Origin of the sequence: Planotetraspora sp. GP83, from assembly GCF_041262585.1 — a bacterium.
GTDB lineage: Bacteria > Actinomycetota > Actinomycetes > Streptosporangiales > Streptosporangiaceae > JAOEGB01.
Window position 1 is genome coordinate 98,821 of record NZ_JBGCBZ010000004.1, and the last position, 26,621, is coordinate 125,441.

At 70.2% G+C, this 26,621-nt stretch carries 21 protein-coding genes and 2 pseudogenes; 7 read left to right on the forward strand and 16 right to left on the reverse strand.

What is annotated here, in order from left to right; all coding sequences use genetic code 11:
* Positions 1-135: 135 nt before the first annotated feature.
* Positions 136-1,365, reverse strand: a complete 1,230-nt coding sequence (locus ABH927_RS07135) for an MFS transporter (protein ID WP_370019208.1) — start codon at positions 1,363-1,365, stop codon at positions 136-138.
* 76 nt (positions 1,366-1,441) lie between these two features.
* Between ABH927_RS07135 and ABH927_RS07140 the strand changes: the two genes are divergently transcribed.
* On the forward strand, positions 1,442-2,416 hold the full coding sequence (locus ABH927_RS07140) for an ArsR/SmtB family transcription factor (RefSeq protein WP_370019210.1): 975 nt from the start codon (positions 1,442-1,444) through the stop codon (positions 2,414-2,416).
* A 4-nt stretch (positions 2,417-2,420) separates the two neighbouring features.
* Here the strand turns inward: ABH927_RS07140 and ABH927_RS07145 are convergent, their stop codons facing one another.
* Positions 2,421-2,831, reverse strand: a complete 411-nt coding sequence (locus tag ABH927_RS07145; protein ID WP_370019212.1) for a hypothetical protein — start codon at positions 2,829-2,831, stop codon at positions 2,421-2,423.
* 418 nt (positions 2,832-3,249) lie between these two features.
* Between ABH927_RS07145 and ABH927_RS07150 the strand changes: the two genes are divergently transcribed.
* On the forward strand, positions 3,250-3,459 hold the full coding sequence (locus ABH927_RS07150) for a molybdopterin-binding protein (protein ID WP_261586641.1): 210 nt from the start codon (positions 3,250-3,252) through the stop codon (positions 3,457-3,459).
* A gap of 42 nt (positions 3,460-3,501) precedes the next feature.
* Here the strand turns inward: ABH927_RS07150 and ABH927_RS07155 are convergent.
* Positions 3,502-3,977: pseudogene (locus ABH927_RS07155) on the reverse strand (FUSC family protein).
* On the opposite strand from ABH927_RS07155, the gene ABH927_RS07160 reads away from it, so the two are divergent.
* Positions 3,943-4,551, forward strand: a complete 609-nt coding sequence (locus tag ABH927_RS07160; protein ID WP_370019214.1) for a hypothetical protein — start codon at positions 3,943-3,945, stop codon at positions 4,549-4,551. The pseudogene ABH927_RS07155 and the gene ABH927_RS07160 overlap by 35 nt on opposite strands.
* A gap of 120 nt (positions 4,552-4,671) precedes the next feature.
* Here ABH927_RS07160 and ABH927_RS07165 read toward each other — a convergent pair whose 3' ends face one another.
* Positions 4,672-6,546: a carbohydrate binding domain-containing protein gene (locus ABH927_RS07165; RefSeq protein ID WP_370019215.1), complete on the reverse strand. Its 1,875-nt coding sequence runs from the start codon at positions 6,544-6,546 to the stop codon at positions 4,672-4,674.
* Between the two features lie 322 nt (positions 6,547-6,868).
* Here ABH927_RS07165 and ABH927_RS07170 point away from each other — a divergent pair.
* A pseudogene (locus ABH927_RS07170) lies at positions 6,869-7,009 on the forward strand (DUF4241 domain-containing protein); the annotation flags it as partial.
* 53 nt (positions 7,010-7,062) lie between these two features.
* Here ABH927_RS07170 and ligA read toward each other — a convergent pair.
* Both ligA and ABH927_RS07180 read right to left on the reverse strand, forming a co-directional pair.
* Entirely contained in the window at positions 7,063-9,153 is a 2,091-nt protein-coding gene (ligA, locus tag ABH927_RS07175; RefSeq protein ID WP_370019217.1) for an NAD-dependent DNA ligase LigA, read from the reverse strand.
* A gap of 130 nt (positions 9,154-9,283) precedes the next feature.
* Positions 9,284-10,624: a PLP-dependent aminotransferase family protein gene (locus ABH927_RS07180; protein WP_370019219.1), complete on the reverse strand. Its 1,341-nt coding sequence runs from the start codon at positions 10,622-10,624 to the stop codon at positions 9,284-9,286.
* Positions 10,625-10,765: 141 nt separating this feature from the next.
* Between ABH927_RS07180 and ABH927_RS07185 the strand changes: the two genes are divergently transcribed.
* Positions 10,766-11,416 carry a LysE family translocator gene (locus ABH927_RS07185; protein WP_370019220.1) on the forward strand — a complete coding sequence of 217 codons (651 nt, stop codon included), beginning with the start codon at positions 10,766-10,768 and terminating at the stop codon, positions 11,414-11,416.
* A gap of 71 nt (positions 11,417-11,487) precedes the next feature.
* Here the strand turns inward: ABH927_RS07185 and ABH927_RS07190 are convergent, their stop codons facing one another.
* The 6 genes from ABH927_RS07190 to ABH927_RS07215 form a co-directional block, all read right to left on the reverse strand.
* Entirely contained in the window at positions 11,488-12,516 is a 1,029-nt protein-coding gene (locus tag ABH927_RS07190) for a DNA polymerase IV (protein ID WP_370019221.1), read from the reverse strand.
* A 36-nt stretch (positions 12,517-12,552) separates the two neighbouring features.
* Complete coding sequence (locus ABH927_RS07195) at positions 12,553-13,044, reverse strand: RDD family protein (RefSeq protein ID WP_370019223.1); 492 nt, start codon at positions 13,042-13,044, stop codon at positions 12,553-12,555.
* Positions 13,045-13,251: 207 nt separating this feature from the next.
* Complete coding sequence (locus ABH927_RS07200) at positions 13,252-14,250, reverse strand: family 2B encapsulin nanocompartment shell protein (RefSeq protein WP_370019224.1); 999 nt, start codon at positions 14,248-14,250, stop codon at positions 13,252-13,254.
* Positions 14,247-16,523, reverse strand: a complete 2,277-nt coding sequence (locus tag ABH927_RS07205; RefSeq protein ID WP_370019226.1) for a family 2 encapsulin nanocompartment cargo protein terpene cyclase — start codon at positions 16,521-16,523, stop codon at positions 14,247-14,249. The genes ABH927_RS07200 and ABH927_RS07205 overlap by 4 nt, the downstream gene beginning before the upstream one ends.
* A 5-nt stretch (positions 16,524-16,528) precedes the next feature.
* On the reverse strand, positions 16,529-17,920 hold the full coding sequence (locus tag ABH927_RS07210; protein WP_370019228.1) for a family 2B encapsulin nanocompartment shell protein: 1,392 nt from the start codon (positions 17,918-17,920) through the stop codon (positions 16,529-16,531).
* A gap of 167 nt (positions 17,921-18,087) precedes the next feature.
* Positions 18,088-19,158, reverse strand: a complete 1,071-nt coding sequence (locus ABH927_RS07215; RefSeq protein WP_370019230.1) for a polyprenyl synthetase family protein — start codon at positions 19,156-19,158, stop codon at positions 18,088-18,090.
* 220 nt (positions 19,159-19,378) lie between these two features.
* Between ABH927_RS07215 and ABH927_RS07220 the strand changes: the two genes are divergently transcribed.
* Complete coding sequence (locus tag ABH927_RS07220) at positions 19,379-20,266, forward strand: IclR family transcriptional regulator (protein WP_370019233.1); 888 nt, start codon at positions 19,379-19,381, stop codon at positions 20,264-20,266.
* Positions 20,267-20,295: 29 nt separating this feature from the next.
* Here ABH927_RS07220 and ABH927_RS07225 read toward each other — a convergent pair whose 3' ends face one another.
* Positions 20,296-21,117: a thioesterase family protein gene (locus ABH927_RS07225; RefSeq protein ID WP_370019234.1), complete on the reverse strand. Its 822-nt coding sequence runs from the start codon at positions 21,115-21,117 to the stop codon at positions 20,296-20,298.
* A gap of 104 nt (positions 21,118-21,221) precedes the next feature.
* Positions 21,222-22,859: an alkaline phosphatase family protein gene (locus tag ABH927_RS07230; RefSeq protein WP_370019236.1), complete on the reverse strand. Its 1,638-nt coding sequence runs from the start codon at positions 22,857-22,859 to the stop codon at positions 21,222-21,224.
* A gap of 328 nt (positions 22,860-23,187) precedes the next feature.
* On the opposite strand from ABH927_RS07230, the gene galK reads away from it, so the two are divergent.
* The gene (galK, locus tag ABH927_RS07235; RefSeq protein WP_370019238.1) at positions 23,188-24,309 is read left to right on the forward strand and encodes a galactokinase; all 1,122 of its coding nucleotides are present in this window, start codon (positions 23,188-23,190) and stop codon (positions 24,307-24,309) included.
* On the opposite strand, the gene ABH927_RS07240 is transcribed toward galK, so the two are convergent.
* Together ABH927_RS07240 and ABH927_RS07245 are read right to left on the reverse strand one after the other, a co-directional pair.
* Positions 24,302-25,072 (reverse strand): enoyl-CoA hydratase-related protein, encoded by a 771-nt coding sequence (locus ABH927_RS07240; protein WP_370019239.1) that lies wholly within the window; start codon positions 25,070-25,072, stop codon positions 24,302-24,304. The two genes, galK and ABH927_RS07240, sit on opposite strands and share 8 nt — an antisense overlap.
* Positions 25,073-25,134: 62 nt before the next feature.
* Positions 25,135-26,307 (reverse strand): nitric oxide synthase oxygenase, encoded by a 1,173-nt coding sequence (locus ABH927_RS07245; RefSeq protein ID WP_370019240.1) that lies wholly within the window; start codon positions 26,305-26,307, stop codon positions 25,135-25,137.
* Positions 26,308-26,621 lie beyond the last annotated feature (314 nt).

Genomic DNA, 26,621 nt, shown 5'->3' on the forward strand with positions numbered 1-26,621 from the left:
TTCTGTGGCCGCGGTTTGTGCTGGTCGGCGTCTTTCAGTGATTGATCCCGGCCGGCGAACGGACCCCGTCCGCCGCTCGCCGGCCGCCCCCGGATCTCCGACCCTTCGTCATGCCGCAAACGTAATAAGCGCCGATCACCAATCGATTGCCGACTGATCGGCGCCGACCTCACGCGTGGCCCCAGACGGTCTGACGTGCGGCTTCCGCCGCTCGGGGCGCAGCCCACGCGCCAGGGCCAGGGTGACGGCGACGGAGGTCGCCGCCATCACGGCCATCCCCGTCGAGGGCGAGGTGCGCTGAGCCACCACGCCCGCGAGAGCCGCGCCCACGCCCTGCATGGTGAGCATGCCGGACATGTGCAGCCCGAGAGCGTGCCCGCTCAGCTCGTCCGGTGTCAGTGACATGAGCCGCTCCTGGAGCAGCAGGCTCGCCGAGTAGCCGACCGAGGCGAGCACCACGGCAGCCACCGCGAACGGCAGCGCCGGGTTCAGGGCGAAGATGAGGTACGGCGCGGCCAGCAGCAGCCGCAGAGGTCCGCCGAGCCGTTCCCTCCACCGCTGGGGGACGAACCGGCCGGCCAGGGTGTCACCGGCGAGCATGCCGAGAGCGGCGCAGGCGAACAGGAGCCCCGCATCCCGGGGCGCGTAGGAGACGTAGAGGGACTCGCAGCCGACGATCAGCCCGTTGGGCACCCAGAGGGCGAGGTAGACGTAGCGCCGAGGCTTGGACGACCAGAGCCGTGCGTTGTTGCGCCAGGTCTCGGCGGCCGACGGCCGGCCGGCGGCACGCGACGGCCGCCCGCTGAGGCCGAACCGGGCCGCGAGCGCGGCGGCGAGGTACAGGGCGGCGCCGGTGAGCAGCGTGCCACGCGGTGACAGCGTCGCCACGAGCACGCCGCCGAGCGCGAACCCGCAGATCTGCATGGCGCCGACGGACATGTTGAGCACGGAGCGGCCCAGCAGGTAACCGTCCCTCGCGAGGATCTCGTTGAGCAGGCCGTAGCGCACTCCACCGCCCAGCGAGGCGAGCACGCCGAGGACGAAGAGGATGGTGAAAGCCGCCCAAACGGGCAGGCCGGGAATGGCTTGGGCGGCGGTTTCGAGAGCGAAGAGCAGCGCCAGGCCGCTCAGCGCGGCACGCGGCGGCAGCCGGTCGGCCGCCGACAGCAGCGTGGTCGCGCCGACCACCTGGGCGAGGGCCGGGCCGAACATGGCGAGGGCGGCGAGCAAGGGTGAGCCGGTCGCCGTGTAGATCAGCGTGCCGAGGGCCAGCCCGCTCACCGTCTGGGCCGCCACCTGCATAGACGCCGTCAGGAAGAGGGGCGTGAACTCCGGCGCCCGGAAGAGCTCTCGATAGGTGCGCATGGCCGGAGTCTCGAAGATCTCCTCGCGGAGCCGTTACTGTTTCGCGGGGACGCGAAACGACAAGGGGGCCCGAGGCATGGGCTGGTGGCTGGTCAACGCGGACACGCTCGCGAGGAGCCGGTTCGTCGTGTCTCCCCTCGCCGAAGCGACCGCGACCCTGAAGACCCTGGAGCGGGGGACGGCGGCGGACCCGGGCGAGCGCGCGTGGCTCGACATCCACCTGCCCGCCTATCGGAAGCGGCTGACGGGCGACCCGGTCACCGCACTGCTCGTACGGACCGGTCTGTGCCGCATCTGGAACGCGGACTTCCTCACCCCAACGCCCACCGGCGAGGGTGCGCCCACCTTCGGGGAGGAACTGGCGCGCATCCGCGAGACACCGCCCGAGGCCGCCCGAGCCGACCTGGCAGTGTCGTTGGGCGGCCCGCTCCCCGCCCAACTGGACCGCCCCGACCTGCCGGAACGCGCCGCCGACCTCCTCGAGTGGGTCTGGACGGAATCGGTGCTCCCCTACTGGCCACGGCGGCAACGGATCATCGAGGCCGACGTCGTCGCGCGTACGGCCCAGCTGAGCCAGGGGGGCTGGGCCGCGGCCCTGAACGACATGCGCCCCGGGATGCGCTGGCTCGGCGAGAGTCGGCTCCAGATCAACACGCACGACTACCCGCCGCGAGAGATCTCCGGGGCGCAATTGATGTTCGTCCCCGTCACCCCGCGCCAGGGCTGGGTCTCATGGGAGGCTCCGCACCGGTATGCCGCGATCTACCCGTGCTCGGGCACGCTGGCGGAGGCGAACCGGGCGGCCTCGGCTCCCGAGGCGCTGGGCAGGCTGCTCGGGCCCGCGCGGGCGGGCGTCCTCGTCCTCCTCGACACCCCCAAGAGCACGACCCAACTGGTCGCGCTGACCGGCCAGGGCCTGGGCTCGGTGGGCCGCCACCTCAAAGTCCTGCTCGACGCCCACCTGGTCGGGCGGCGACGCGCCGGGCGGTCCGTCCTCTACTACCGGACGGACGCCGGCGACGTCCTGGTGAAGGCTCAGCGGAACGGCTGAGTCGTCAAGGGCGCGTGGCTGCCCGGTGTTCGCTCGCCCGGGTGGCGCGGTCAACGAGAAACGTCAACGATCCGCCGTGCGGATTCGGCGGAGCGAAAGGGCCCGGCAGATCGATCCAGTCAACGACCTCATTCGCCGGAGGCGCCACGATCTGCACCTTCGCGCCCCATTCGTTGTAGCGAGTGTCGACCACGTCATGCTCGGTGCCCTTGGCCAATTTGCCGTCCCGATCGGGGATGTAGGTCTTCTGGCTGTGCTCCGTGATCAGGCGGACGGGCAACTGGTCACGATTGACGAAGAGCCTGAAGGAGATCTTGGCCACGTCGGAGAAGACATAACTGTCCTTGTACAGCTCCTTGGCGGTGAGGGTGCCTCGATACTCCCCAGGCTTGGGACTGGTGGCCTTCGAGATCACCAGCCTGAGTATCGCCGGTTAATGCCGCCACCGCGACTATGACTGCGAGACGTTTCATTCGGATCCCCCAGAAGACTGACGCCTGTGAGAAGAATCCTGTCGTCATGGCATCACCAAATGATCTCGCAGCCTGGCAAAAAGGTGAGTCGGCTAATTTCCTGAATGCTCAGAACGTGGCCGCGAGCACCACCACGGTGAGCCCGGCGTCGACGACTCGCGGAAAGGACCCCCGGAGTCCGTTCCGCCTGCGCGGAAGCGTGGAAGCGTGGACGTCAGCGACGAGAGCGGGTTCCCCATGGATGACATCCTCACCGTCCCGACCGGGGTCGTTCTTCTTCCGCGTTTGATCGTCTACCGTCGAGGCAGGCCACCCCGAACGCAGGGGCGGCCTTTTTGATGGTGCGAGCAAGGGGACGTCATGCGGCTGAGCGCCCGTAACAAGATTCCCGCCCGGGTCACCGCGATCGCCCACGGTGAGGCGATCGCGAACGTCGAACTCGACGCGGGCGGAGTGCGGTTGGTTGCCTCGATAACCGTGGAGGCCGCTCGGGAGTTGGGGCTGGCCGAGGGCAGCCAGGTCACAGCGGTCATCAAGGCCTCCGACCTGATCCTGGCCGTCGGGGATTGAGCGCGGCGCCCGGTGCGGCCGGTGGCCGTACCGGGCGAGCGATCAGCCGACCGGCCATTGGCGCCAGAGCGGCTTTCGTGGTCGCCGGCCAGTCGAACGCGGCACGTCGCGCGTCCGGAGCCGAGGGGTGATCCGTGCCGCGCGCGCCTGGGGCCACGGTGCGTACCCCAGCAGCAGCACGATCAGGCTCGCGATGACGGTGTCGAGCAGCCGCGGGCCCAGGGCGTCGATGCCGGGCCCTCCGCCGAGCTGGACGAGGAGCAGCACCAGCGGCGTGACGGCCGCGGTGTAGAACGCATAGTGGTGTGCGACGGTGATCGGCAGCAGTGCCGCGCACAGGGCGGCGACGGCGATAGGGCCCAGGGGGACGTGAACACGGCGAGCAGGGCTCCGGCCAGCAGGACGCCGAGCAGCGTTCCGAGCGACCGGTGGATCGCTCGCGTGTAGACCGAGCCGAGGTCGGGTCTGAGGACGAAGGCGACGGTGAGCGGCAGCCAGTACGACCGCGGCTCACGCAGGGAGGAGTACGCCGAGGACTACGACCGCATTCGCGACACCATGTCTGCGGTGCTCAACGGTTTCGAGGACTTCAACAGACGCGTCCGCCTTCCCCTCGGCTTCCGCATCCGGCAGGCCGCCCGGGAGCTCATCTTTCTCACGCCGTCCGGCCGGGCGGAGTTCTCGACCGCGCCACTCCCGGACGTCGTCCCGGCCCCCGGGAGACTCACGCTGGCCACCGTGCGCTCCCACGACCAGTGGAACACCACCATCTACTCCAACGACGACCGCTACCGGGGCGTGAAGAACCTGCGCACTCTGGTCTTTATGAAACGCCGCCGACATGCGCGCGCGAGGCATCGAAGAGCTCGGCCTGGTGGACATCACCAGCACCGCCAAGGACGGCAGCACCAGGTCCGTCCATGGCTACCGGGCCATCCGGTACGACATCCCGCCAGGCTGCGCCATGGGTTACATGCCGGAGATGAACGCGCTGTGCGCGGCAGCCGACTACAGCGAGCAAAGCGACCAACCCCTCATGAACTTCTCAAGATCGAGATCGTCCCGGCCAAGCCGGCGGAGGGAAGCCCGTAAAGAGATGCTCCCTCCGCGGCTGGCGGCCGTCCGTCGCCAAGGGCGAGCTCGACTGGAAGCAGGCGAAATAGGCGTGCGCCCGGCCGGCCGCGCCTCGCGGCCGGCCGGGGCACTCGCCGTCTACAGGGGCGTGGGCGCCCTCAGGTAGGACTGCGTCCGCGTGGCCCAGTAGTAGTAGTCCGACGGCGTGCTCTGGTACGCGCCGACCATCTCCGGCACGTTGTAGGTTCCCGTCCCGGTGCCGGCGCCGAACATGATGGCCACGATGCCCGCGGCCGCCGCCTCCGGGATGTGCGAGCCCCACGTCACCGTGCCGCCGCTGACCGACACCTTCGGGTCGCCGTCGGCGTTGGAGCCGAAGAACGACAGGTAGTTGCCGCTGGTGGCGAACCGGTCGCCGAAGAAGTAGGTCGAGGCGGAGTCCTGGTAGCGGTTCGGCGACACGTCGTCGAGGTCGGGGAACGAACCGCTGGAGTTCCAGTACGTCGGGCTCGCGGTCCGGGTCGAGTTGAGGTGCCCCGCCGCGATCTGCCACAGCACGCCGGGCAGCTTGAGCGCTCCCCGGATCGTCTTCACGTAGAGCAGGTAGTTGTTCCAGTGCGTGGCGTTGAGGTAGCGGATGTTGCCGGCCGGGTTGGGGTCGCGGAAGTACCCGAAGTCCTGACCCCACTGGTCGAAGGCGACCAGGTCGGCCTCACTGCCGATCTTCGCGGTCGCCAGGAACGCCGCCACCTGGTTGGCCGTGTTGACGACCGAGGTGTGGCCCGCGGTCACGCCCATGGTGTCGGTGTCCTTGATCGTGCTGCGCACCGCCCAGGTGTTGACCTGCCAGCCGATGAACGCGCTGGGGTTGTACTTCTTGATGGTGTGGTTGATCGCCTGGACCAGGCCGGTGAGCGTGTTCGGGTAGGTCGGGTCGCCGGCGCCGAGGACGCCCGACGAGTACGCCGCCGAGGTGGCCGCCGACATCCTGGTCGCGTCGTTGCCGTAGGCCGATCCGTGGCCCTGCTGGATGTAGCCCAGCATGTCCGGCTCGATGATCCAGCCGACCGGGGTGCCGCCGGCCTTCGACGCGGCCGACTGCGCGGCCGCCTTGAGCGCGGTGAAGAACTGCGAGACCCAGCCGGAGTTCCGCATGTTGTTCCAGGCCGCGTCGGCCCCGTCGATGTTGCCGTTCATGCCGTACTCGACGAGGACCGGCGTCATGCCCAGCTTCTTGGCGCTGCTGACCTGGGTGCCGGCAACGCTCGCCCAGTTCGTCATCTCGTTGCCGAGCAGGTACTTGTACCCGTAGTTGGGCAGCGGGCCATGGGTGGCGAGCTGCGTGAAGAACGTGTCCACCGTGGAGCCCGGCGTGTAGACGGTGCCGATCGCCAGGTAGTTCGGGTGCCAGGCTCCCGGAGGCGGCGGGGTCGGGGTGATCGTCGGCGTCGGCGACGGTGAAGGCGAGGGCGACACGGTCGGCGTGGGCGAGGGCGACGGCGACACCGTCGGTGACGGCGACGGCGATCCCGTCGGCCCCGATCCCGGCCCGGCCAGCACGACGTCGTCGGCGCCGTAGGTGCCCTGGGCGTACCAGCCGTGCAGGAACACCTGCACGCTGGTGGTCGACGCGCCGGTGTCGAACGAGGTCGAGAGCTGCGACCAGGACGTCGCCGACGGCGTCCAGATGCTCGCGCCGCCTGTTATGCCGAGGTAGACGTAGGTGCCCTTCACCCACGCGGTCAGCGTGTAGTGCGAATTGGGCACCACGGTCACGGTCTGCGTGCACTGCGCCGTGTCCGAGCCGGTGGTCGCGCCCGCCAGGGAGGACGTGCCGCCGTGCGCGCCGCCGGAGACGACCGAGTCACCCGCCGCGCACGACCATGAGGACAGACCGCTCTCGAAGCCCGGGTTGGCCAGCAGATTGGTCGCGGCCGAGGCGGTCATCGCCCCCAGGCCCAGGAATAACAGAAGGACGGCCAGGGCACCGGCGATTATCGGAGTACGGCGCATCACACACCTCTTCGGGGCGGGTACGTGGTGGAGAGCACCACATGGGGGGTCGAGCGGTGCGGTCGGCTGAACCTCGGACGGATCCGCCTTAGGCTTCTGTTAAGAAACTTTCCTAAAATTTGAAGTGATCGTAGGCACAACTCTCACCGTCCGCAAGACCCAATCGATGCTCGGCCGTTCCTCAGCGGGCGAGCGTGGGATGTCAGCGGACGCGGGCGAGGTCATCACCGAGGTCAGACCCGGCGGCACCTTGGTGATGCCGACCGGCCGATTGACCGCAGCCGACATGGGGTGGCTTGACACCGATCCGTAACCCTTCACCGTGGAGACTCGCCCCGGCGAGTACGACGTCAGTCTCGCTCTGGTCCGCTGGGCGGATGACCCCGAACACATACGAGTAGCGGCGGTCAAGCTCACCATCCAACACCGGCCCGCCGCCACCTGGGAGATGGCCCTGCGCCCCGGCCAGGATCCGCGGATGGGGCGACGGCTCCTATCCCGTCGCGAATCTTTCCGTCAGATGAAGTCGTGGACCATGGCGGCGAACTCCTCGGGGGTGGCGATCCGCACGCCCAGCGCCGCGGCCTTGTCCTTCTTCGAGCCGGCCTTCTCTCCCGCGACGAGCAGAGCCGTGCGGGCGGAGATGCTGGAGGAGGCCTTGCCTCCGGCACGCTCGATGAGCTCGTTCATCTGGTTGCGCGACAACGCCTCCAGCGGACCGCTCATGGAGCCGGTGACCACGACGGCCATGCCCGTTAGCGGTAGAGAGACCGCGGGGTCCGCGTCCGCCTCGGCTTCATCGGCGGCTCCAGTGCCAGGTCCCGTCGCGCCGGGCTCCGTCATGGTGACCCCGGCCACCACGAGCTTGTCGATGAGCGGCGCCAACTCGGCGAGCTCCTCCACCAGCATCGCCGCCTTCTCCGGCCCGATCCCCTCTACGGCTTGAAGGCCGTCGATGTCGGCGGCGCGGATCGCGTCCATCGAGGCGAAGTGGCGGGCGATCCGGCGCGACATCGACCTGCCGGTCCCCCGGACGCCCAGAGCGCAGAACACCTTGTTCAGCGGCTTGCCCTTGGCCCGCTCGATGGCGGCCAGCAGGTTGTCGGTGCTGGTCTCCCCCATCCGGTCCAAGGCCAGGATCTGCTCACGGGTGAGGGTGAACAGGTCGGCGAAGTCGACGATCAGCCCGGCGTCGACGAGCTGGACGATTCGAGTCTCCCCGAGTCCTTCGATGTCGAGCTGGTCACGGCCGACCGCATAGCTGACCGACGCGACCGCGTGACAGGCCCGGCCGCGGACGCACCGCCATCGCTGCTGGGAGGTGTCGATGTCGCCACCACACCGCGGGCAGACCTGCGGGAACACGACCGCCCGCTCGTCACCGGTCCGCAGATGCACCACCGGAGCCTCTACTCGCGGGATCACATCGCCCGCCTTGTAGACGGTCACATGATCGCCGAGCATGAGGCCGCGGCGGGTGATGTCGGCGGGGTTGTGCAGCGTGGCGTAGGTGACCACGCTCCCGTCGAGCCGTACCGGCTCCAGCACCGCGCGGGGCGCGATGATCCCGGTGCGGCCGACGTTCCACTCGACCTCGACCAGCTTGGTGATCTTCTCGACGGCCGGCAGCTTGTACGCGATCGCCCACCTGGGTGCTCGCGAGCTGAACCCGGCCAGCTCCTGGTCGGCGGCCAGGTCAGCCTTGATGACGATCCCGTCGATCCCGAACGGCAGCTCGGCGCGCAGCCCGGCGATCTCTTCGACCCGTGCCCGCACCTCATCCACCGTGGCGACGGCAATCACACCGACCGGGGTCGCGCCGGTGGTCTGCACACCGAGCCCGACGACCAGCTCCATGATCTGGCTGTGCGGCAGCTCCCGCAACCGCACGGCTAGAGGGGAACCGTCCTCGAACGGCAAGGGCAACGCGCCGTACCCGAAGAACGTCATCTCACAGCGGTACTTCCGGTCCTTCGCGCGTAACGTCCCGGCCGCGGCGCTGCGCGGGTTGGCGAACGGCACCCCGTCGAACGAGGTGCGGGCCACGTTCGCCGCTTCGAACTGGGCACTGGTCATCAGCACCTCCCCGCGGATCTCCACCGTCACCGGCTCCGGCAATCTCTCCGGCAGGCCGACAACGGTGCCGATCGCGTGCGAGACGTCCTCCCCCGCCACACCGTCGCCGCGGGTCACGAGCTGGGCCAGCCGACCGCCCTGGTAACGGGCCGACACCGCAAGCCCGTCCAGCTTCGGCTCCACACTCCACGCCTCCACCGGGCGGCCCAGGCGCCGCTCCAGCCCGGCGACCCACCCCGCGAGATCCTCGGCCGAGAACACGTTGTCCAAGCTCAGCATCGGAACGGTGTGCGGAACGTCCCCCACGACGGCCCCGCCGGCGACCTTCCCCGCAGGAGAGCCGGGCAGCGCATGCTCAGGATGCGCGGCCTCGTACGCCTCGATGCCGCGCACCAACCGGTCGTAGGCATCGTCGTCCAGGGCGGAGTCGCCCGACCCGTAGTACGCGGCGGCGGCGTCGACGGCCACCTGGACGGCCTGGGCGTATTCGGCCTGGTCGGCAAGCGGCGTGGCATGCGGTGCGTCAGTCATGCGCACATCGTGCCGTGTCCCACCGACAATCAGCGTGGCTCCAACGACCTCAGCCTGATCGCTCTCAATTAGGTTGGGGCTCTAATCCCTGCGCACCTGAGCGCCCCCCTGCCTTCCCTCCGGTGCCGGGTCAGTCTTCCGCCGCGTCCTCCGGGGTGCCGCGGGCGATGCGGGCCAGCTCTTCCAGCGCGTACGACAGGGTCTCCATGGGCGGGGACGCGAGGCCGAGCCGTACGGCGCTGGGGGCGCTGCGGGAGCCGACGACGAACGAGGCGGCGGGCGTGACGGCGATCCCCCTGCGGGCCGCGGCAGCGACGAAGGTATCGGCCCGCCACTGGTCCGGCAGCTCCCACCAGCAGTAATACGCCTGCGGGTCGGCACGTACGGCGAAGCCCGCGAGCTTCTCGGACGCGATCCGCTGGCGGGCGGCCGCGTCCGCCCGCTTGGCCTCGGTGATGGCGGCCACGGTGCCGTCGGCCATCCACCGGGTGGTGGCGTCGAGGGCGAACCGGGCGGCGGTCCACGCGCCTGAGCGCAGGGCGGCGGCGAGCTGTTCGGCATGCCGGGCGGGCGCCACGGCGAAGCCGACGGTCAGGCCGGGGGCCAGCCGCTTGGAGAGGCTGTCGATCAGGATCGCGTGGTCCGGGGCCAGGGCCGTGAGCGGCGGCGGCGCGCTGTCGTGCAGGAACGCCCAGATGGTGTCCTCGATCGCGCACACCCCCAGCTCGCGGATCGTGCGAGCGACCTCCTCGCGCCGCGCTTCGCCCATGGTGATGCCGAGCGGGTTGTGCAGGGTCGGCTGGAGGTAGACGGCGCGGAGCGGGGCGCCGCGATGCGCGGCCGCGAGCGCGTCGGGGCACAGTCCCTCGTCGTCGACGGCCAGTGGAACCGGCGTCACCCCGAGCCGGTGCGCGAGGGCCTTCACGACGGGATAGCTGAGCGCCTCCACGCCGAGACGCTCGCCCGGAGGAACGAGCGCGGCGATGGCGGCGGCGATGGCCTGCCGTCCGTTGCCCGCGAACAGCACACGCGCGGGTTCCGGCCGCCAGCCCGCCCGGCCGAGCAGGCGCGCCACCGCTTCCCGCGCCGCTGGCGTGCCCGCCGCCCCGAGCGGCTGCGACGCGGCGCCGAGCACGTCGGGCCGGAGCATCGGGCCGAGCCCCCGGGCCAGCAGGGCGGGCTGGCCGGGCGCCACCGGATAGTTGAGCTCCAGGTCGATCCTGGCGGCGGCGGGCTCGGCGAGCGCAGGTCCGGGCGGCGGCTGGGCGGCCCTGACGAAGGTGCCGCGGCCGACCTCGCCCACGACCAGGCCACGCCGGGCCAGCTCGCCGTAGACGCGGCCCGCCGTCGAGTTCGCGATGCCGCGCCGCCGGGCGAACGCCCGCTGCGGAGGCAGCCGGTCCCCGGGCCGCAAGCTGCCGGCCGCGATCTCCGCCGCCACGTCATCGGCGACGAGCCGGTAGTCCTCCATCGCACCTCACCGCATTCACCGAGATTGCACCGAGGACAATATAACTATTGCACGCGCAATTGCTCCAGCCATAGCCTCGAATCGTCGGTTGCGGAACAGGTATTTCGAGGGGTTTCCAAGGATTCGGGGGACACGGGCGACATGGTGAGCATCGACGCTCTCGTCGGTATCGGGCTGGTGGCCCTCGGACTCGTCCTGACGCCAGGACCGAACATGATCTATCTGGTCTCCCGGTCGATCACGCAGGGACGGCGCGCGGGACTGATCTCGCTGATGGGCGTGGCGACCGGGTTCTTCGTGTACCTCACCGCCGTGGCGGCGGGCATCGTGACCGTCTTCGCCCTCGTGCCCGCGGTGTACACGGTGATCAAGCTCGCCGGCGCGGCGTACCTGCTCTGGCTGGCGTGGCAGGCGGTACGGCCCGGCGGCGTGTCCGCCTTCGCTCCCAAGGAGCTGACGGTCGATCCGCCGCGCAAGCTGTTCACCATGGGGCTGATCACCAACCTGCTCAACCCGAAGATCGCGATCCTGTACGTGTCGCTGCTTCCGCAGTTCGTCGATCCGGCGCGCGGCCAGGTCGCCCTGCAGAGCCTCATGCTCGGGCTCACCCAGATCTGCATCGCGCTGACCGTCAACGCGCTGATCGTGCTCACCGCGGGCACCGTCGCCGCCTTCCTCGCGCGGCGGCCGAGGTGGTTGAGCGCCCAGCGCTACGTGATGGGCACGGTGCTCGCCGGCCTCGCGCTCCACCTCGCGGCCGACCGGTCCACTGCCGCGGCCCTGAAACCGTGAGAGTCAGCCCGGCACCCATTCCACGCTCCCGCGTAGATCCTCGCCGGGCCGAATCGACCTGTAGGGCGGCCTCACAGCTCCCGGGGGAGCTCGGCCCGGACGCCGAGCAGCCGTACGGGCCGCCGTTCGGTGAACTCGTCGAGGGCGGCCAGGGCGGCCCGCTCGATCTCAGTGACGTCGGCGGTCGGCGCCGGGAGCGCGTGGCCGTGGGTGTGGGTGACGAAGGGGGCGTAGCGCACCTTCACCACGACCCGCGTCGCGGGCCGCCGCTCGGCGGCGACGTCCTCGGCAACCCGCCGCGCCAGGTGGGCGACCTCACGCCGCACCTCCTCCCAGTCGCCGAGGTCGTGCTGATACGTGGTCTCCCGGCTGCGCGACCGCGCGAGGTACGGCGTGGCCGTCACGGGCGAGTCGTCCCGGCCGTGGGCGAGGCGGACCAGCCACGGCCCGATCGCCGGGCCGAAGTGCGCGGCGAGGGCGGCTGGATCGGCGGCCGCGAGCTCCGCCACCGTGGTGAGGCCCACCGCGGCGAGCCGCTTGGCGGTCTTGGGCCCGATGCCCCACAACGCGTCGGCCGGCCGGTCGCCGAGCACCTCGAACCACGTCTCACCGGTCAGCCGGAAGACCCCGCCGGGCTTGCCGAAGCCGGTCGCGAGCTTGGCCTGGAGCTTGTTGCGGCCGATGCCGACGGTGCATTCGAGGTCGGTCGACTCGCGCACGCGGCGGCGGACGAGGTGCGCCATCTCTTCCGGGTCCTCAGTGTCGACCGCGAGGAATGCCTCGTCCCAGCCGATCACTTCCAGCACGGCGTCGAGCTCCCGCAGCGCGGCCATCACCTCCGACGAAGCCGCTTCGTAAGTCTCCCGATCGACCGGCAGGAACACCGCGTCCGGGCATCGCCGGGCCGCCGTGCGCAGCGGAAGGCCGGAGTGCACGCCATACGCCCTGGCCTCGTAGGAGGCCGTGCTGACCACGCCGCGCTTGGTGGGATCACCGTCACCACCGACGACGACCGGGAGCCCCCGCAGCTCCGGACGGCGCAGCAGCTCGACGGCGGCGACGAACTGGTCGAGATCGACGTGCAACACCCAGCGGCCCACTCTTCATTCTCGCCCGGGCCGTCGCCCCCGACGAGGTCAGGCGGCCGTGAGCTCGGACCGATCGGAGGGCCGCGGCGCGGCCGGGGACTGGGCCGGCACGATGACGACGACCGTGTCCGCGAAGCGGTCGTGATAGCACTGGCGCCGCCCGTCACCGAACATGTGCAGCAGATTCAGCACGCCGATGAACCCGCCCACAAGGGGGATCAGCGGGACCCCCACGAAGAATCCGGCCCGGATGGCGGAGGAGCGAACCGACGGCGGCACGGCGGTGTGCACGGAGACCACCTTGATGCCGAAGAGCCACTTGCCGAACGTCTGGCCGTAGCGGGCGTGAAGCAGCCAGAAATACAGGAAATCCGGAACCGGCGCGATCATCTCGTCCCACGACCGGGTGAAGATCTCCGCCGCGTTGTCCGTCCCCCAGGCGACCAGAGCGAGCACGAGGCTGTCGACCACAGCGGCGAAGAAGCGCAGCGAAGGGGTGGCGATCCGGAGACGAACGACGGAATGGGGGGTGTCGGTCACCCGAGAATTGTCCCGTAATCCATGATCATTCAGCCCCGCACGCCGACCCCCCTTGGCCGTGATCATGCACGGATTCCTGGACGGCTAAGCTGACCGGGAGAAACGTAATCAGTGCCTCCGCCGCTCCAGGTCACCCCAGCCTCCGCCGCCCCCACGCCACCCCGGCGTCCGCCGTTTCCGCGGCCGGCCACGGAGGAACCCGCACACTCAGGTCACGTCGACGGCTTCCAGAATGCCGAGGGCGTCGGGGACGAGGACGGCCGCGGAGTAGTACGTGGTGAGGAGGTAGGACGCGATCGCCTTGTCGTCCACGCCCGTCAGGCGGACCGAAAGGCCGGGCTGACACTCGTCGGGCAGGCCGGTGCGCCGCAGCCCGATGACGCCCTGGTCCTCCTCTCCGATCCGCATGACGATGACCGAGCTGAGGCCCTGCCCGCTGATCGGGATCTTGTCGCACGGCAGAATCGGCACGCCGCGCCAGGCGGTGACCCTCGATCCCCCGGCTTCGACGGTGTCGGGGTAGATGCCCCGCCGGTTGCACTGCCGGGCGAAGGCGGCGATCGCCCGCGGGTGCGCCACGAAGCAATGGGACTTCCTCCGCCGGCAGAGCAGCTCGTCGAGGTCGTCGGGGGTGGGCCAGCCGGTTCTGCTGCGGATGCGCTGCCGCGGGTCGGCGTTGTGCAGCAGGCCGAAGTCGCGGTTGTTGACCAGCTCGTGCTCCTGCCGCTCCCGCAGCGCCTCGATCGTGAGCCTGAGCTGCTGCTCGGTCTGGTCCATCGGCTCGCTGTACACGTCGCCGACCCGCGTGTGTACGCGCAGGATCGTCTGCGCCACGCTCAGCTCGTACTCCCGGGGCTCCAGCTCGTAGTCCACGAACGTGCCCGGCAGCGTCACCTCGCCGACATGCCCCGCGGCCAGCTCGATCGCCGCCTCGCCGTACTTGTTCTGAGGCGCGGGAGCGCCGGCCTCGGCTCGCCGGAGCCCCCACCCGGAGCGGTAGTTCAGCCGCCGGTTGAGCCGGTAGGTGCCGCCGGTCACCTCGACCCAGGGCAGCACCCGCAGCAGGTGGCGTGAGGTGATCTCCCGCATCTGCGGCAACGACTTCGCCGTGGTCGCCAGATTGCGCGCCGCCGCCGTGCCGAGGCTCAGGTTCTGTACGGCTGGCAGGCCCTGTGCCCGGGAGTCCCCGGCGTCGAAGGCCGTCACCTCGCGTCACCACGAACGCCACCACGAACGCCGAGCAGCGCGGCGATCCGCGCGGCCGAGGTGCCGAGGCCCGTGGGGCCGCCGAACGGCCGCGCCAACGCCGGTGGCCGCTCCAGCTCCGACTCGACATAGCGGCGCGTCCGCTGATGCCACAGGAGGATCGCCGCCATCCAGTCGCGCAGCTCCTCGACGTAGGCGGTGAGCGCCCGCCTGGCCTCGGCGTCCAGGCCGAAGTCGTCGAAGAGGACCGGCAGTTCGACGGCGGCCAGGTGCTCGAACTGCCGCATCCGCGAGTCCATCAGGTCGGCGACGATGCCTGTGGCCCGCTCGGCGTCGCAGTTGAAGAAGCTCTGCACGACCAGGACGCAGTTGTGCAGCTCACCCTCGAACTCGATCTCCTTCTGGTAGGAGAAGACGTCGTTCAGCAGGCCGGCGTAGTCGGCGGTCGAGTTCTCCAGCCCGAGCATCGTGCGGGTTCGGTAGACCTCCGGAGGGACGACCCGCCCATCCCCCAGCCGGGCCAGCGCCTTGGTGAGGTCCGCGCCGAAGGTCCTCCGGCGCATCTCCATGTAGTCGACCGGATCGGGGACGCGGTTCTGGGTGTGGTTGGCCAGCTCCCACAGCCAGCTCTCGGTCATGCTCTCGACGGCCGAGCGGAACAGCCGCCGGCCGTCCACCGTCATGGAGGTCGCCGTGCGGACCCACAGGTCGCCCAGGCCGCGCTCCGCCGGGTTCGCCGGCGCCGGGGTGGCGCCCTGCCCCTCTGGTGAGAGGTCGATCGGCATGAAGGCCGACAGCCGCTCGTTGAGGGCCTTCGCCCCCGCCATGTCGCCCGTGGGGCCGAAGACCGCCGGGAAGTAGTCGTCGCCGTAGGTCCCCCAGGTGAGCCACTCGGCCGACAGCGTCAGCTCGTGGGCCGCCGCGTCCGGATCGATCCCCGCCGAGCACAGGGCGAAGTCGTAGCCCTCGGTCTTCCGAGCGGTCCACAGGGGCGACCCGGCGAGCTCCGGCAGCGGGTCGTAGAAGCCCATCAGCCCGGACCATTCCAGGCTCTCCCGCCGCGCGGTGTCCAGGTGCGGGCTGAGCCGTACGGCATGCGGCATGGAGAACTCGGGCCGCGGCAGCGGCCCGGCGTGCCGGTAGCGGACGTTGGCGTGGCTCCGGACGCCTCCCGGCCCGAGCAGACCGGCGATGAGCCCGATCTGCGCGGACTCGGTGCCGAGCCCTCTCGGCCCGCCGAGCGCGGACCCGGCACGCTCGCTGGAGCCGCCGTTCATGTAGCGGCTTGACCGCATGTGCCACTCGTGCCCGCCGGACTGCCAGTCCTGCAGGCCCTTCACATAGGCCAGTACGGCCAGGCGCTCCCGGGAGTCCAGCCCGTGCTCCTCGAAGAGCGGGGGCAGCTCGGTCAGGGCCGTGTTCTCGAACTGGTGGAGCCGGGAGGTGAGGAGATCGTTGACGGCGTCCGCGGCCCGCTGGGTGTCGTAGCCGAGGAACCGCTCGAACACCAGGACGCCGTTGCTGAGCTCGCCCTCCTCCTCGACCTCCCGCTGGTAGGAGAACAGGTCGTTGCGCAGGTGCACCGCGTCGGCGAAGGTGTCCCGCAGCACGTGCATCGGCCGGGTTCCGGCGATCCGGGCGGGGATCTCGGCCCCGGCGGCGTGCTCGACCAGGTTGGCGGACCAGGGCGCCCCGCCGACCCGCCGCCGCATCTCGACGTACTCCAGCGGGTTGGCCACCCGGCCCGCGTTGATGTTGGACAGCTCCCAGAGGGACTCGTCGAGCAGGTTCTTGGTGCTCTCCACGAACCTGACCCGCCAGTCCATGGACATGTCCGGCACCGTCCGGCCCCACAGGTCGGCCAGGCCCCGCTCGACCGGGTTGACCGGCTCCGGCGTGTCCTCTGTCGCGGTGACGGGCATGAAGGCCGGGAGCCTGTCGAGGTACTCCTTCGCGCCGGCGATGTCCCCGCTGCGCTTGAAGACCTCCAGGAAGTGGTCGTCGAAGAAGAACACCCACACGTACCAGTCGGTGATGAGATCCAGCTCGGCGGCGGAGGCGTCGGGGTGAGTGTAGGCGCACATCAGCCCGTAGTCCATCGCGTCGAGCTGCCGCTGGTCCCAGACGCCGAGCGCGGGGTCGAGCATGCCCATGTCGTACGCCCAGGCGCTGGTGTGCGCGCGGGCCGTCTCCAGGTGGGGGTTGAGCCTGGCCGGATACGGCACGTAGAAGTCCGGCAGCGTGAACGGCTGTCCCGAGGAATCGGTCCCCATCGTCGCTAGCCGACCTCGACGCTCTCGAGGATGCCGAGCGCGTCGGGGACGAGGACTGCGGCGGAGTAGTACGTGGTCACGAGGTAGGAGATGATCGCCTTGTCGCTGATCCCCATGAACCGGACCGACAGGCCGGGCTGGTACTCGTCGGGCAGACCGGTGCGGTGCAGGCCGATCACCCCCTGATCGGCCTCGCCCATCCGCATCACCATGATCGAGCTCAGCCCGGTCTCGCTGACCGGGATCTTGTTGCACGGCAGAATCGGCACGCCCCGCCAGGCCGGGACGCGGTTGCCGTGCAGCTCGGCGCTCTGCGGGTAGATGCCTCTGCTGTTGCACTCCCGCGCGAAGGCGGCGATCGCCCGCGGATGCGCCAGGATGAAGCCGGGGTCCTTCCACACCTTGGCGAGCAGGGCGTCCATGTCGTCGGGGGTGGGCGGCCCGGTGCGGGTGTGGATCCGCTGCCCGAGGTCGGCGTTGTACAGCAGGCCGAAGTCGCGGTTGTTGACCAGCTCGTGCTCCTGCCGCTCGCGCAGCGCCTCGATCGTGAGCCTGAGCTGCTGCTCGGTCTGGTTCATCGGCTCGTTGTAGAGGTCGGCCACTCGCGTGTGGATCCGCAGGATCGTCTGCGCCACGCTCAGCTCGTACTCCCGGGGCTCCAGCTCGTAGTCCACGAACGTGCCCGGCAGCGTCACCTCGCCGACATGCCCCGCGGCCAGCTCGATCGCCGCCTCGCCATGGGCGTTCGCCGCCCGGTTCGCGCCGGCCCTCTGCCCTTCCAGATGCGTCCGGAGCTCCGCCGACAGGGCGGCGACCTCCTGGAACGCCTCCCGTGAGAGGAACAGCGCCGTGCAGTGGGTGAGGGCCCTCGCCGTGAAGTCCCACGAGCCGGAGTCCTCGGTCAGGATCTGCTCGCCGAAGTGGTCGCCGTCGGCCAGCACTCCCAGCGTCGTTTCATTGCCGTACGCTCCGACTCCCAGCTTGTCGACCTTGCCGTGGGCGATGAGGACCACCTGGTCCCTCGGCGTGCCGGAGGACACCAGGGCCTCCCCCGGCTCGAACTCCCGCTGGGCGAACCGTCCGGCGAGGGCCGCCAGCACGTCGCTGTCGTCGAAGTGGCGCAGGGCCGCGATCTCGCACAGCTCGGCCGGGATGACGCGGACGTCCGCGCCGGTCGAGACGAACGTGATCCGCCCGTCCCCCACGCCGTAGCTGAGCCGGCGGTTCACCCGGTACGTCCCGCCGAGCACCTGAACCCAGGGGAGTATCCGCAGCAGGTGCCGCGAGGTGATCTCCTGCATCTGCGGCGCGGACTTGGTCGTGGTCGCCAGGTTCCGCGCGGCAGCCGTACCGAGGCTGAGCTGCGACTGGCCGTTCGAGGGAGCAGATTCCGTCATGACGGGAACCACCTGTTCTGTGTCAACGTGAACTACCGGTCATGGGGTGCGATGAACGGGGGGTGCGGTGAACGGATGCCGGTTGGCGGGTGGGTTCAGCGGGTGCGGTCCAGCGGGGTGCCGTTCAGTGGATGCGGTCCAGCGGGGTGCCGTTCAGTGGATGCGGTTCAGCGGGTGCGGTTGATGAGGCTGTCGGCCAGAACCTCCAGGCCGCTTCTGGCCTCGAGGTCGATCGGGGCGGTGCGGAGGACGTCGAGCGCGTGGCGGGCACGTTCGCCGATCATGGCCTCGACGTGGGACAGGGCTCCGGTGGCGACGACGATCTGCCGCAGCTCGGCCGCCCGCTGCTCGGTCAGGTCCTCGTTGCCGTGCCAGGTCCTCAAGTGGAGGGCCTCGGCCCGGGAGGCGTGCTGGAGGGCATGGGCGATGAGGATCGTGTGCTTGCCCTCCCTCAGGTCGTCGAGCACCGACTTCCCGGTCTCACCCGGGTCGCCGAACATGCCGAGGATGTCGTCGCGGAGCTGGAACGCCTCGCCCAGCGGGACGCCGAGCTCGGAGTAGAGGTCGAGGAGGGCCTGGTCCGCGCCCGCCAGCGCACCGCCGATCTGCAAGGGGCGCTCGACCGTGTACTTGGCCGTTTTGAACCGGACCACCATGAGCGCCTGATCGACGGTGGACAGGTCGCGGACCTGGGCGAGGATGTCGAGATACTGACCGGTGATCACCTCGGTCCGCAGGCGGTCGAACAGGGCCCGGGCGGCCCGCAGCCGGGCCGGCTCGACCTCACTGCTCGACAGCAGCTCGTCGGACCAGGTCAGGGTGAGCGCGCCCAGCAGGATGGCCGCTGCCCGCCCGAATGAGCGGGCCGCGGGCCCCCGGTGCAGGCCGGCCAGCCGGCGGTGCATGGTCGGATGGCCGCGGCGCAGGTCGCTGCTGTCCATGATGTCGTCGTGGATCAGCAGTCCCGCGTGGCAGAGCTCGAGAGCGGAGCCCGCCGAGATGATCTGGTCGCAGTCCGCACCGCCCGCTCCCCGCCAGCCCCAGTAACACAGGAGGGGCCGGATCCTCTTGCCACCGCCGAGGATGAAGTGGCGCAGGAACCGGTAGGCCGTGGCCACCTCGGGGTCGGCGACGGGCGCGGCGTGCTCGTCGAGGAAGGCGGCGAGCCGGTCGTCGATCAGCGCCCTTATCCGCTTGGAGGTCTGCATGATCGACGCCTGCTCGGTCTCCACGGTCATCGCCCGCCCCTCTCCGACACGCTGTGATGAGCGGAACGCTATTGATCGGTTACCGAAAGCAGTAGATCCCATTCCGAAGAGCGGAACGGCGGCGCGGGTCGCACCAGGTCGCACGCCACCGACGGCAGAGTGTGACGGGGCATCGCTTTGGGTAGTCATGCCCTGCGAGTCCGTAGGAAGGGCGCGCCTTCTCACCCCCAGCTAGCCGCACAGGACACGAATGCCGCGAAACGCCGCCCCCGAGGCCCCCGAGGAACCATCCCCGTCACGACGTCTGGCGCCCGCCCACCCGCCCAGCAGCCTGGAGAAGGCGATTACGATCCTCACCTCGCTGAGCGCGGCCCGGGAGCCGGTGAGTCTGGCGGAGCTGTCCAGGACCACCGGGCTGCCGAAGACGACGGTCTACCGACTGCTCGGCGTGCTGTGCAGGCGTGGGTTCGCCCAGCGGATCGGCGTCGACTACGCCATCGGCGGCCAGCTGGCCACCTTGGCGGGCCCGGGGTCGCGCATGGTTCCCGGCGCCCGGCGCCTCGTCCTGCCGCACCTGATCCGCTTATACGAGCTGACCCGCCAGACGGTGAACCTGGCCGTTCCGCGCGGCCTTGAGGTGGCCTACGTCGAGCGGGTCTACGGGCACAGCCGCGTGAGCTCGCCGTCCGACGAGGTCGACCGCGCGCCCCTGCACTGCACCGCGACCGGCAAGGTGCTGCTCGCGTTCGACAACGAGCTCAACGCGGCGTTCCGCGAGCACGCGTTCTCCGAGCACGCGTTGTCCGAGCACGGGGCCCTGCGCAGGATGACCCGGCGCACCCTCGCCGGGTGGGCGGCCCTCGACCGGGAGCTGGGCGCGGTGCGCCGCCAGGGGGTGGCCTACTCGCGGGAGGAGTTCGCCGAGGGCGTCGTCTGCGCCGCCGCTCCCGTCTTCGGCCCCGACGGCAGGATCTCGATGGCGGTGGGCGTGGCGGGCCCCTCCCCCACCGCGCCTTCGGCGGAGATCGTGGACATGGTCAGGCGGACGGCCAACGCCATCTCCGTGAGCCTGGTCACATCCCTTCCGGGAGCCACTGTCAGGCCACAGCCGGACGGTTTCCCGGCTTCCTTCCTCTGACGGTTCTCAGAATGTGGAACGGGCGGCCTTCAGACACTCCCTCGCACCCGTCCCTGGCTGGTGGCGACGGCGTACGCGGTGCCGTGCTCGTCGCGGGCGGTGCCGGTGGTCGCCATGATGGCGGGGCCCGTGATCGCGTCGGCCGTGAGACGCGTCCAGCCGATGGGTGGGACGGCGGCCCAGGTGACGCAGAGGTCGAGCGAGAGAATGTGCATTGCGGTCAGGTCCGTCGCCCGATAGGCGGAGTCGAGCAGGTGCGCGTCGAACAGCACGAGATCGAACAGCTGCCGCGCCAGCGGGCTCAGCCGCGCCTCCCGGTCCGCGGGCCTGGCCCACAGCTCGACGCGCGGCGGCCCGTCCCGAAACGTCTCCACCGAGGCCGGGTAGTCGATGCCTCGCTCGTCGATGTGCCGCAGGAACGGCACGTCCGTCCAGAACCACTCGAGCGACGGACAGTCCTCGGGCGGCGGTGGCGGCGACGCCTGTGGTCTCCCGTCCGGTACGGCTTCCGCCAGCAGATCCGGCGGGCAGAACCACGCCTGAAGCGAGACGAGCGTCCCGCCGCCCTGCGTGACGGCCACCCGGCGGGCCGTCAGCGAGCCGCCCGTCCGCAGGTCCTCGACCCGCAGCTCGATCCGGCCGGGCCGTACGGGACCGGAGAACAGCACGTGGGCGGCGCTGAGGACGGCGCCGTCCAGGCCCTCAGCGGCCGCGAGCACGGCCAGCGAAGCCGTCCAGCCGCCGAACACGACACCCTTGAAGCTGATTTCACCGTCCACGTCGGTGACGAGGAGGCCGCCGTGCCTCTCCAGCTTCACCGGACCGAAGATCGTGTCACTGACAATCGCCATGCGCGGCATTCTGCCCGGCGGCTCCGCCGCGTGGACGAGCCGGTCCCCCGCTCCGGGTGAGAGCGGGGGACCGTACGCACCGGGCTGTGATCAACCGGGCTTGATCAGTGGTGGGCGCCGGCGGCGTGGAGAACGCCGGAGAGGTCGTTGACGCGACCGTCACGGGTCCCGACGGGGGCCAGGTGGAGGCCGCGCTCGATGGTGGCCAGGATCGACGTCGTGTCGTAGACGGTGTGGTCCACCCCCGAGTGCGGCAGGGAGCGGCTGACCACCAGGGCGGGGATCCGGGTGCCGGGGCCGAACAGGTCGAAGGCGCCCTTCGTCCGGCTGCCCTTGCCGGGCGGGGACACGTGGTCCCACGTGCCACCGAACTCGTCATAGGTCACCACGACCAGCGTGTCGTCGGCCTGCGGTCCGCTTTCGATGGTCTTGAGCAGGTCCACAAGGTGGTCGCTGCCGTCCGCCTCGCTGGCGTAGCCGGGGTGCTCGTTCTCCGCGCCGTACGGCTTGACGAAGCTGACGGTGGGCAGCGTGCCCTTCTTGGCCGCGTCGAGGAACTCGGTCTCGTCCTTCAGGTGCGTACGGCCGGGCTGTCCCGGGGCGTACGCCGCGAAATAGTTGAACGGCTGGTGGTGGAACTGGAACAGCGGGCCCGGGTGACCGGCCTCGGCGTCCTTCCAGCCTCCGGAGTACCAGGCCCAGTCGACGCCGGCGCCGGTCAGCCGGTCGCCGATGTTGGGATATTTCGCGTCATCGATCAGCGGGAGCCGAGCGCCGCCACCCTGCGGGGTGCTGGCCGGCTGGATGGTGTTGACGGCGTAGTCGCCGCAGGCCACGCCGGGGTTCGCCGCCGGGCCGCAGGCCTGGGTGAGCTGCGCGTCCTTGACCGTCCCGGTGGGCTTGTAGAGCGGGTAGCCCGCGTTCGGGAAGCCGTTGGCGTCGACCACCGAGTGCAGGCTCTCCTGCGCCCCGCCCGGAGCGGCGGCCGTGTCGATCGGCGCCCGCCCCGCGATGAGGTACTGGTGGTTGAGGAAGGAGCCGCCGAAGGAGCCCTGGAAGAACCTGTCCGCGATCACGTAGTTCGGGGCGCCGGCCGCGTGGAGGTACTTCCAGATCGGCAGGCTCTTGGTGTCGTAGGCGCCCATCGTGAGGCCCACGGCGTTGCTGCCGGTCACGTAGCGGTCCTGCTTGCCGTGGTCGATCTGGTACTGCTCCTGGTAGAAGCGGTGGACGAGATCGCGCGTGCAGCCGCCGGGCAGCGCCCCGGGGCTGTCCTTCAGCACACCGGTCTCCTCGCCCCCGTCCGGCGGCGGGCAGGTCTTGTCCGTCGGCTTGATGTAGTCGTCGATGGTGAACGGCCGGTTGGCGAAGTGGCTGGCCGCGACGCCGTGGCCGGCGTCCTGGCAGGTGGCCGCGAGCGGCGGCGTCGCCAGGTTCACATCGTTCTGCGCCAGGCAGCCGTACGGCGTGCCGTCCTGGGCGACCTGCGTGGCGTTGCGGGCCGAGTGCCCGGCGAGGCCGTCGATCCCGCGGCCGTCGACCCGGCCCCAGTGGCCGTACAGGTTGTCGAAACTGTGGTTCTCCTCATAGATGACCACCAGATGGTGATACTTACCCACCACACGTGGTCCGTCGTGCCCGCCGTGCCCGTGATCGCTGTCAGCCGACGCCGGCGATCCGGTGAACGACGTGAGCAGCGCGGCCGCCGCCAGAACGGGCGACAACGCTCGTAGAGCTCGCACCAAACCTCCCAATAAGAACTCGGGATCCGATTCCCGAGCAAACACCTCAGCACCCTGCTCTAAGACGGCATACTGGGGCAATAGCCGCGAAATGGCCGTTTAGCGGCGATCACGTGACAACCAGGCGGCGTATCGCCCATCCCGGCCGGACGGGTTCATCCTCGCCTTGATGTGGCCGGAGGGGGGCCGGCTGTATCTCGCCGCCAAGTCACCGTGCGTCTCACCCGACGGGACGCCCGAGCCGTAGGCGGGCTCCTTCACGTACCTGACCCCTGTCGTGAGTCGCTACCCTACGGGAAGGCCGCCGTCTGTTCAGGAGTGTGGGATTATGCGGGTTGTTGATGCTTTCCGGGAGATGTACGGGGGCGAGCCCGCCGGGGTCTGGCACGCGCCCGGGAGGGTCAACCTGATCGGGGAGCACACCGACTACAACGACGGTTTCGTGCTGCCGTTCGCCGTCCCCTACGGGGTCACGGTGGCGGTGAGCCCCCGCGAGGACGACACCATCCGCATCGCCTCCCTCCAGGCGCCGGGCGAGCCGCACGTCATGGCGGATGTCGATCAGGCCGAGGGCTGGGTCCGCTACCCCGTGGGCGTCTTCTGGGTCATGCGCGGCGACGGTCTCCCCGTCCGGGGCGCCGACATCGTCGTCGACGGCGACGTGCCCGAAGGCGCCGGGCTCTCCTCCAGCGCCGCGCTGGAGGTGTCCGTCGCGCTCGCCCTCAACGACCTGTACGGGCTGGGCCTGGAGCCCATGCGGTTGGCGAAGATCAGCCAGCGGGCGGAGAACGACTTCGTCGGCATGCCGTGCGGGATCATGGACCAGGCGGCGTCGGCGCTGAGCAGGGCGGGCCACGCGCTCTTCCTCGACTGCCGGTCTCTGGCCAGCCGCGCCATCCCCCTCGACCTGGAGAAGCACGGGCTGCGGCTGCTCATCATCAACACGGGCGTGCGGCACGAGCTGGCGGACGGGCAGTACGCCAAGCGCCGGCAGGACTGCGAGAACGCCGCCAAGCACCTGGGCGTCCCGGCTCTGCGGGACGTGACCGACCTCGCGGCCGCGCTGGAGAGGCTCACCGGCAACGAGCGGAAGCGGACGCAGCACGTCGTCACCGAGAACCACCGCGTCGAGGCGCTCATCGGGCTGCTGCGCGCGGGAGCCGTACAGGAGATCGGGGCGATCCTCAACGCCTCCCACATCTCGCTGCGCGACCAGTTCGAGGTCTCGTGCCCGGAGCTCGACGTGGCGGTCGAGGCATCGATCAGGGGCGGCGCCCGAGGGGCCCGGATGACGGGGGGCGGGTTCGGCGGCTCCGCCATCACGCTCGTCGCCGAGGACAGGGTGGACCGCGTGCGGGCGAAGGTCCTGGAGGCCTACGAGGAGCGCGGCTGGGCCGCGCCGACGTTCCTGTCCACCACCTGCGCGGCCGGAGCGCACAGGCTCAGCTGAGCGGGGGGAAGCGCGGAGGGCGGCGCTCCAGGAAGCTGGCGACACCCTCGGTGAAGTCCGGCCGGACGAACGACTCCAGCATCAGCCGCACGGCCGCGTCCCTCGACTCGTCCAGGGTGGCGGTCCAGTCGCCCCACACCTGCCGTTTGATGACGGCCATCGACGTCGGAGAGCAGTGCGTGGCCAGCTCACGCGCGTAGGCCAGGGTCTCCTCCAGGAGCCGGTCCCCCGGTACGGCACGGCCGGCCAGTCCCAGGGCGTACGCCTCGGAGCCGGTGAAGACCCGGCCGGACAGCAGCAGGTCCATGGCTTTGGCCTGGCCGATCAGCTTGGGCAGGATCCAGGCCAGGCCGTACTCGGCGATGAGCCCCCGCCGGGAGAACGCGGTCGTCCACTTGGCGTCCTCGGCCGTGAAGACGAGGTCGCACACGAGGGCGTGGACCACTCCGAGCCCGGCGCAGGCCCCGTTCACGGCGGCGATGACGGGCTTGCGGATCGTCATGGGGAACGTGTTGGGCCGCTTGTCCGGCTCGCCCGCGTAGCCACCGGTCTGGATCGCGGTCAGGGTCTCGAAGTCGGCTCCGGCGCAGAAGCCCTTGCCCGCGCCGGTCACGACGACGACCCTGACCGACGGGTCCTGTTCGGCCTCTTCGAGCAGGTCGAAGTAGCGACGGCCCATCTCGTCGGTCCAGGCGTTCAGCCGTTCGGGCCGGTTGAACGTCAGGATCCGCACGCCGCCGTCGTCCTCGGACAGCACCACCATCTCGGCCTCCTCTACCCGAACTATGTTCTACACCAAGGGGCGCGACGGCGGAACCACGGGGATCACGGCCGCGGCCGGTGGGTGAACATGGGCGTGAGCTGGACGTCGTCGTAGTAGCGGTGGAAGACGGGCGTGGCGGCGCCCGAGAGGGGTGGGACGATCCACGACCAGTCCGCGGGGCAGACCCGGCCGTTGCGCTCCTCCTTCTCCAGATGGGTGATGAACCGTTTGGCCTCGGTGTGATGGTCGGTGATCGTCACGCCGTCCTCGGCGAAGGAGTGCAGCACGGCGATGTTGAGCTCGACCAGCGCCTGGTCGCGCCAGAGCGTCCGGTCGTGCGAGGTGTCCAGGCCGAGCCGCTCGGCGACCACCGGGAGCTGGTCGTACCGGCCCACGTCGGCGAGGTTGCGGGCGCCGATCTCGGTGCCCATGTACCAGCCGTTGAACGGCGCGCACGGGTAGCGAACCCCGCCGATCTCCAGGCACATGTTGGATATCGCCGGTACGGCATGCCATTTCAGGCCGAGCTCGGCGAACCACGGGAACTCGGGATGCCGGAGCGGGACCTCCAGGATCAGCTCGGGCGGCACCAAGTGCGCCGTCAGCCCGCCCTTCGCCTCGATGATCAGGGGCAGCACGTCGAACCGCGTGCCGTGGCCGCGCCAGCCGAGCCGGTGGGCCGTCCTCGTCACCTCGATGTTGGCCGGGTCGCCGACGACACCCCCGTCCGAGTTCAGGTACGCGGCGTACCTGATGAGCTGGTCGTTCCAGATCGTCGGCGCGCGCTCTCCGGGCGTGTCGGGCGCGAACACGGTGATCGTCGGCCGGATCTTCCCGTTGTTGGTCGCGATCCGGAGATGCTCGGCGCATTCCTCGGCGATGCCGTCCGCCGTGTCGACGTGCCGGCGGTCCCGGACCCGGAGCGACTTCCAGTAGAGGCGGCCGATGCATCTGTTGCTGTTCCGCCATGCGACGCGCGCGCCGAAAGCCAGCTCTGCCGGCGTGTGCGTATACGTTCCCGTCTGCGAGATCTCTCCGAAGACCTCGCGCAGCCTGGGCTTCACCGACCCCGTGGACGGGTTCTCGGCGTGGTAGAGCCGGATGAAGTCCTCCGCCTCGCCCCTGTCGACCCCCTCCTCACGCCCGGGTTCTTGTTCGGCTTCCGTGATCTTCTTGGACTTGTTGGACCTGAACCACCTCAGCACGACCGCCACACACTTCGCACTCGCGGGCATCGCACCTGTTTCCGGGGGTGGCGGGACGCCCTCTCCGCAGTGGCCCTCACCCCACTGCGTGTCTGTGATCCGCGGCGACTCACATTTTCGGGGAAGTCTCGTGATTTGTCCGCCACATTCGCATACCTGAGTCCGAACTCGGCACATCAACCCCAGGCAACACACAACCCCGCGCGGCGCAGCCGCGACACCGGGGGGTTCCAAGGGGGTCGTCCCCCCAGACAAACACAAAAGCCCCGGCGCGGATGGTCGAAGACCATCAAGCAACCGGGGCCGTCGCGGCGCAGCCGCGACACCGGGGGGTTCCAGGGGGG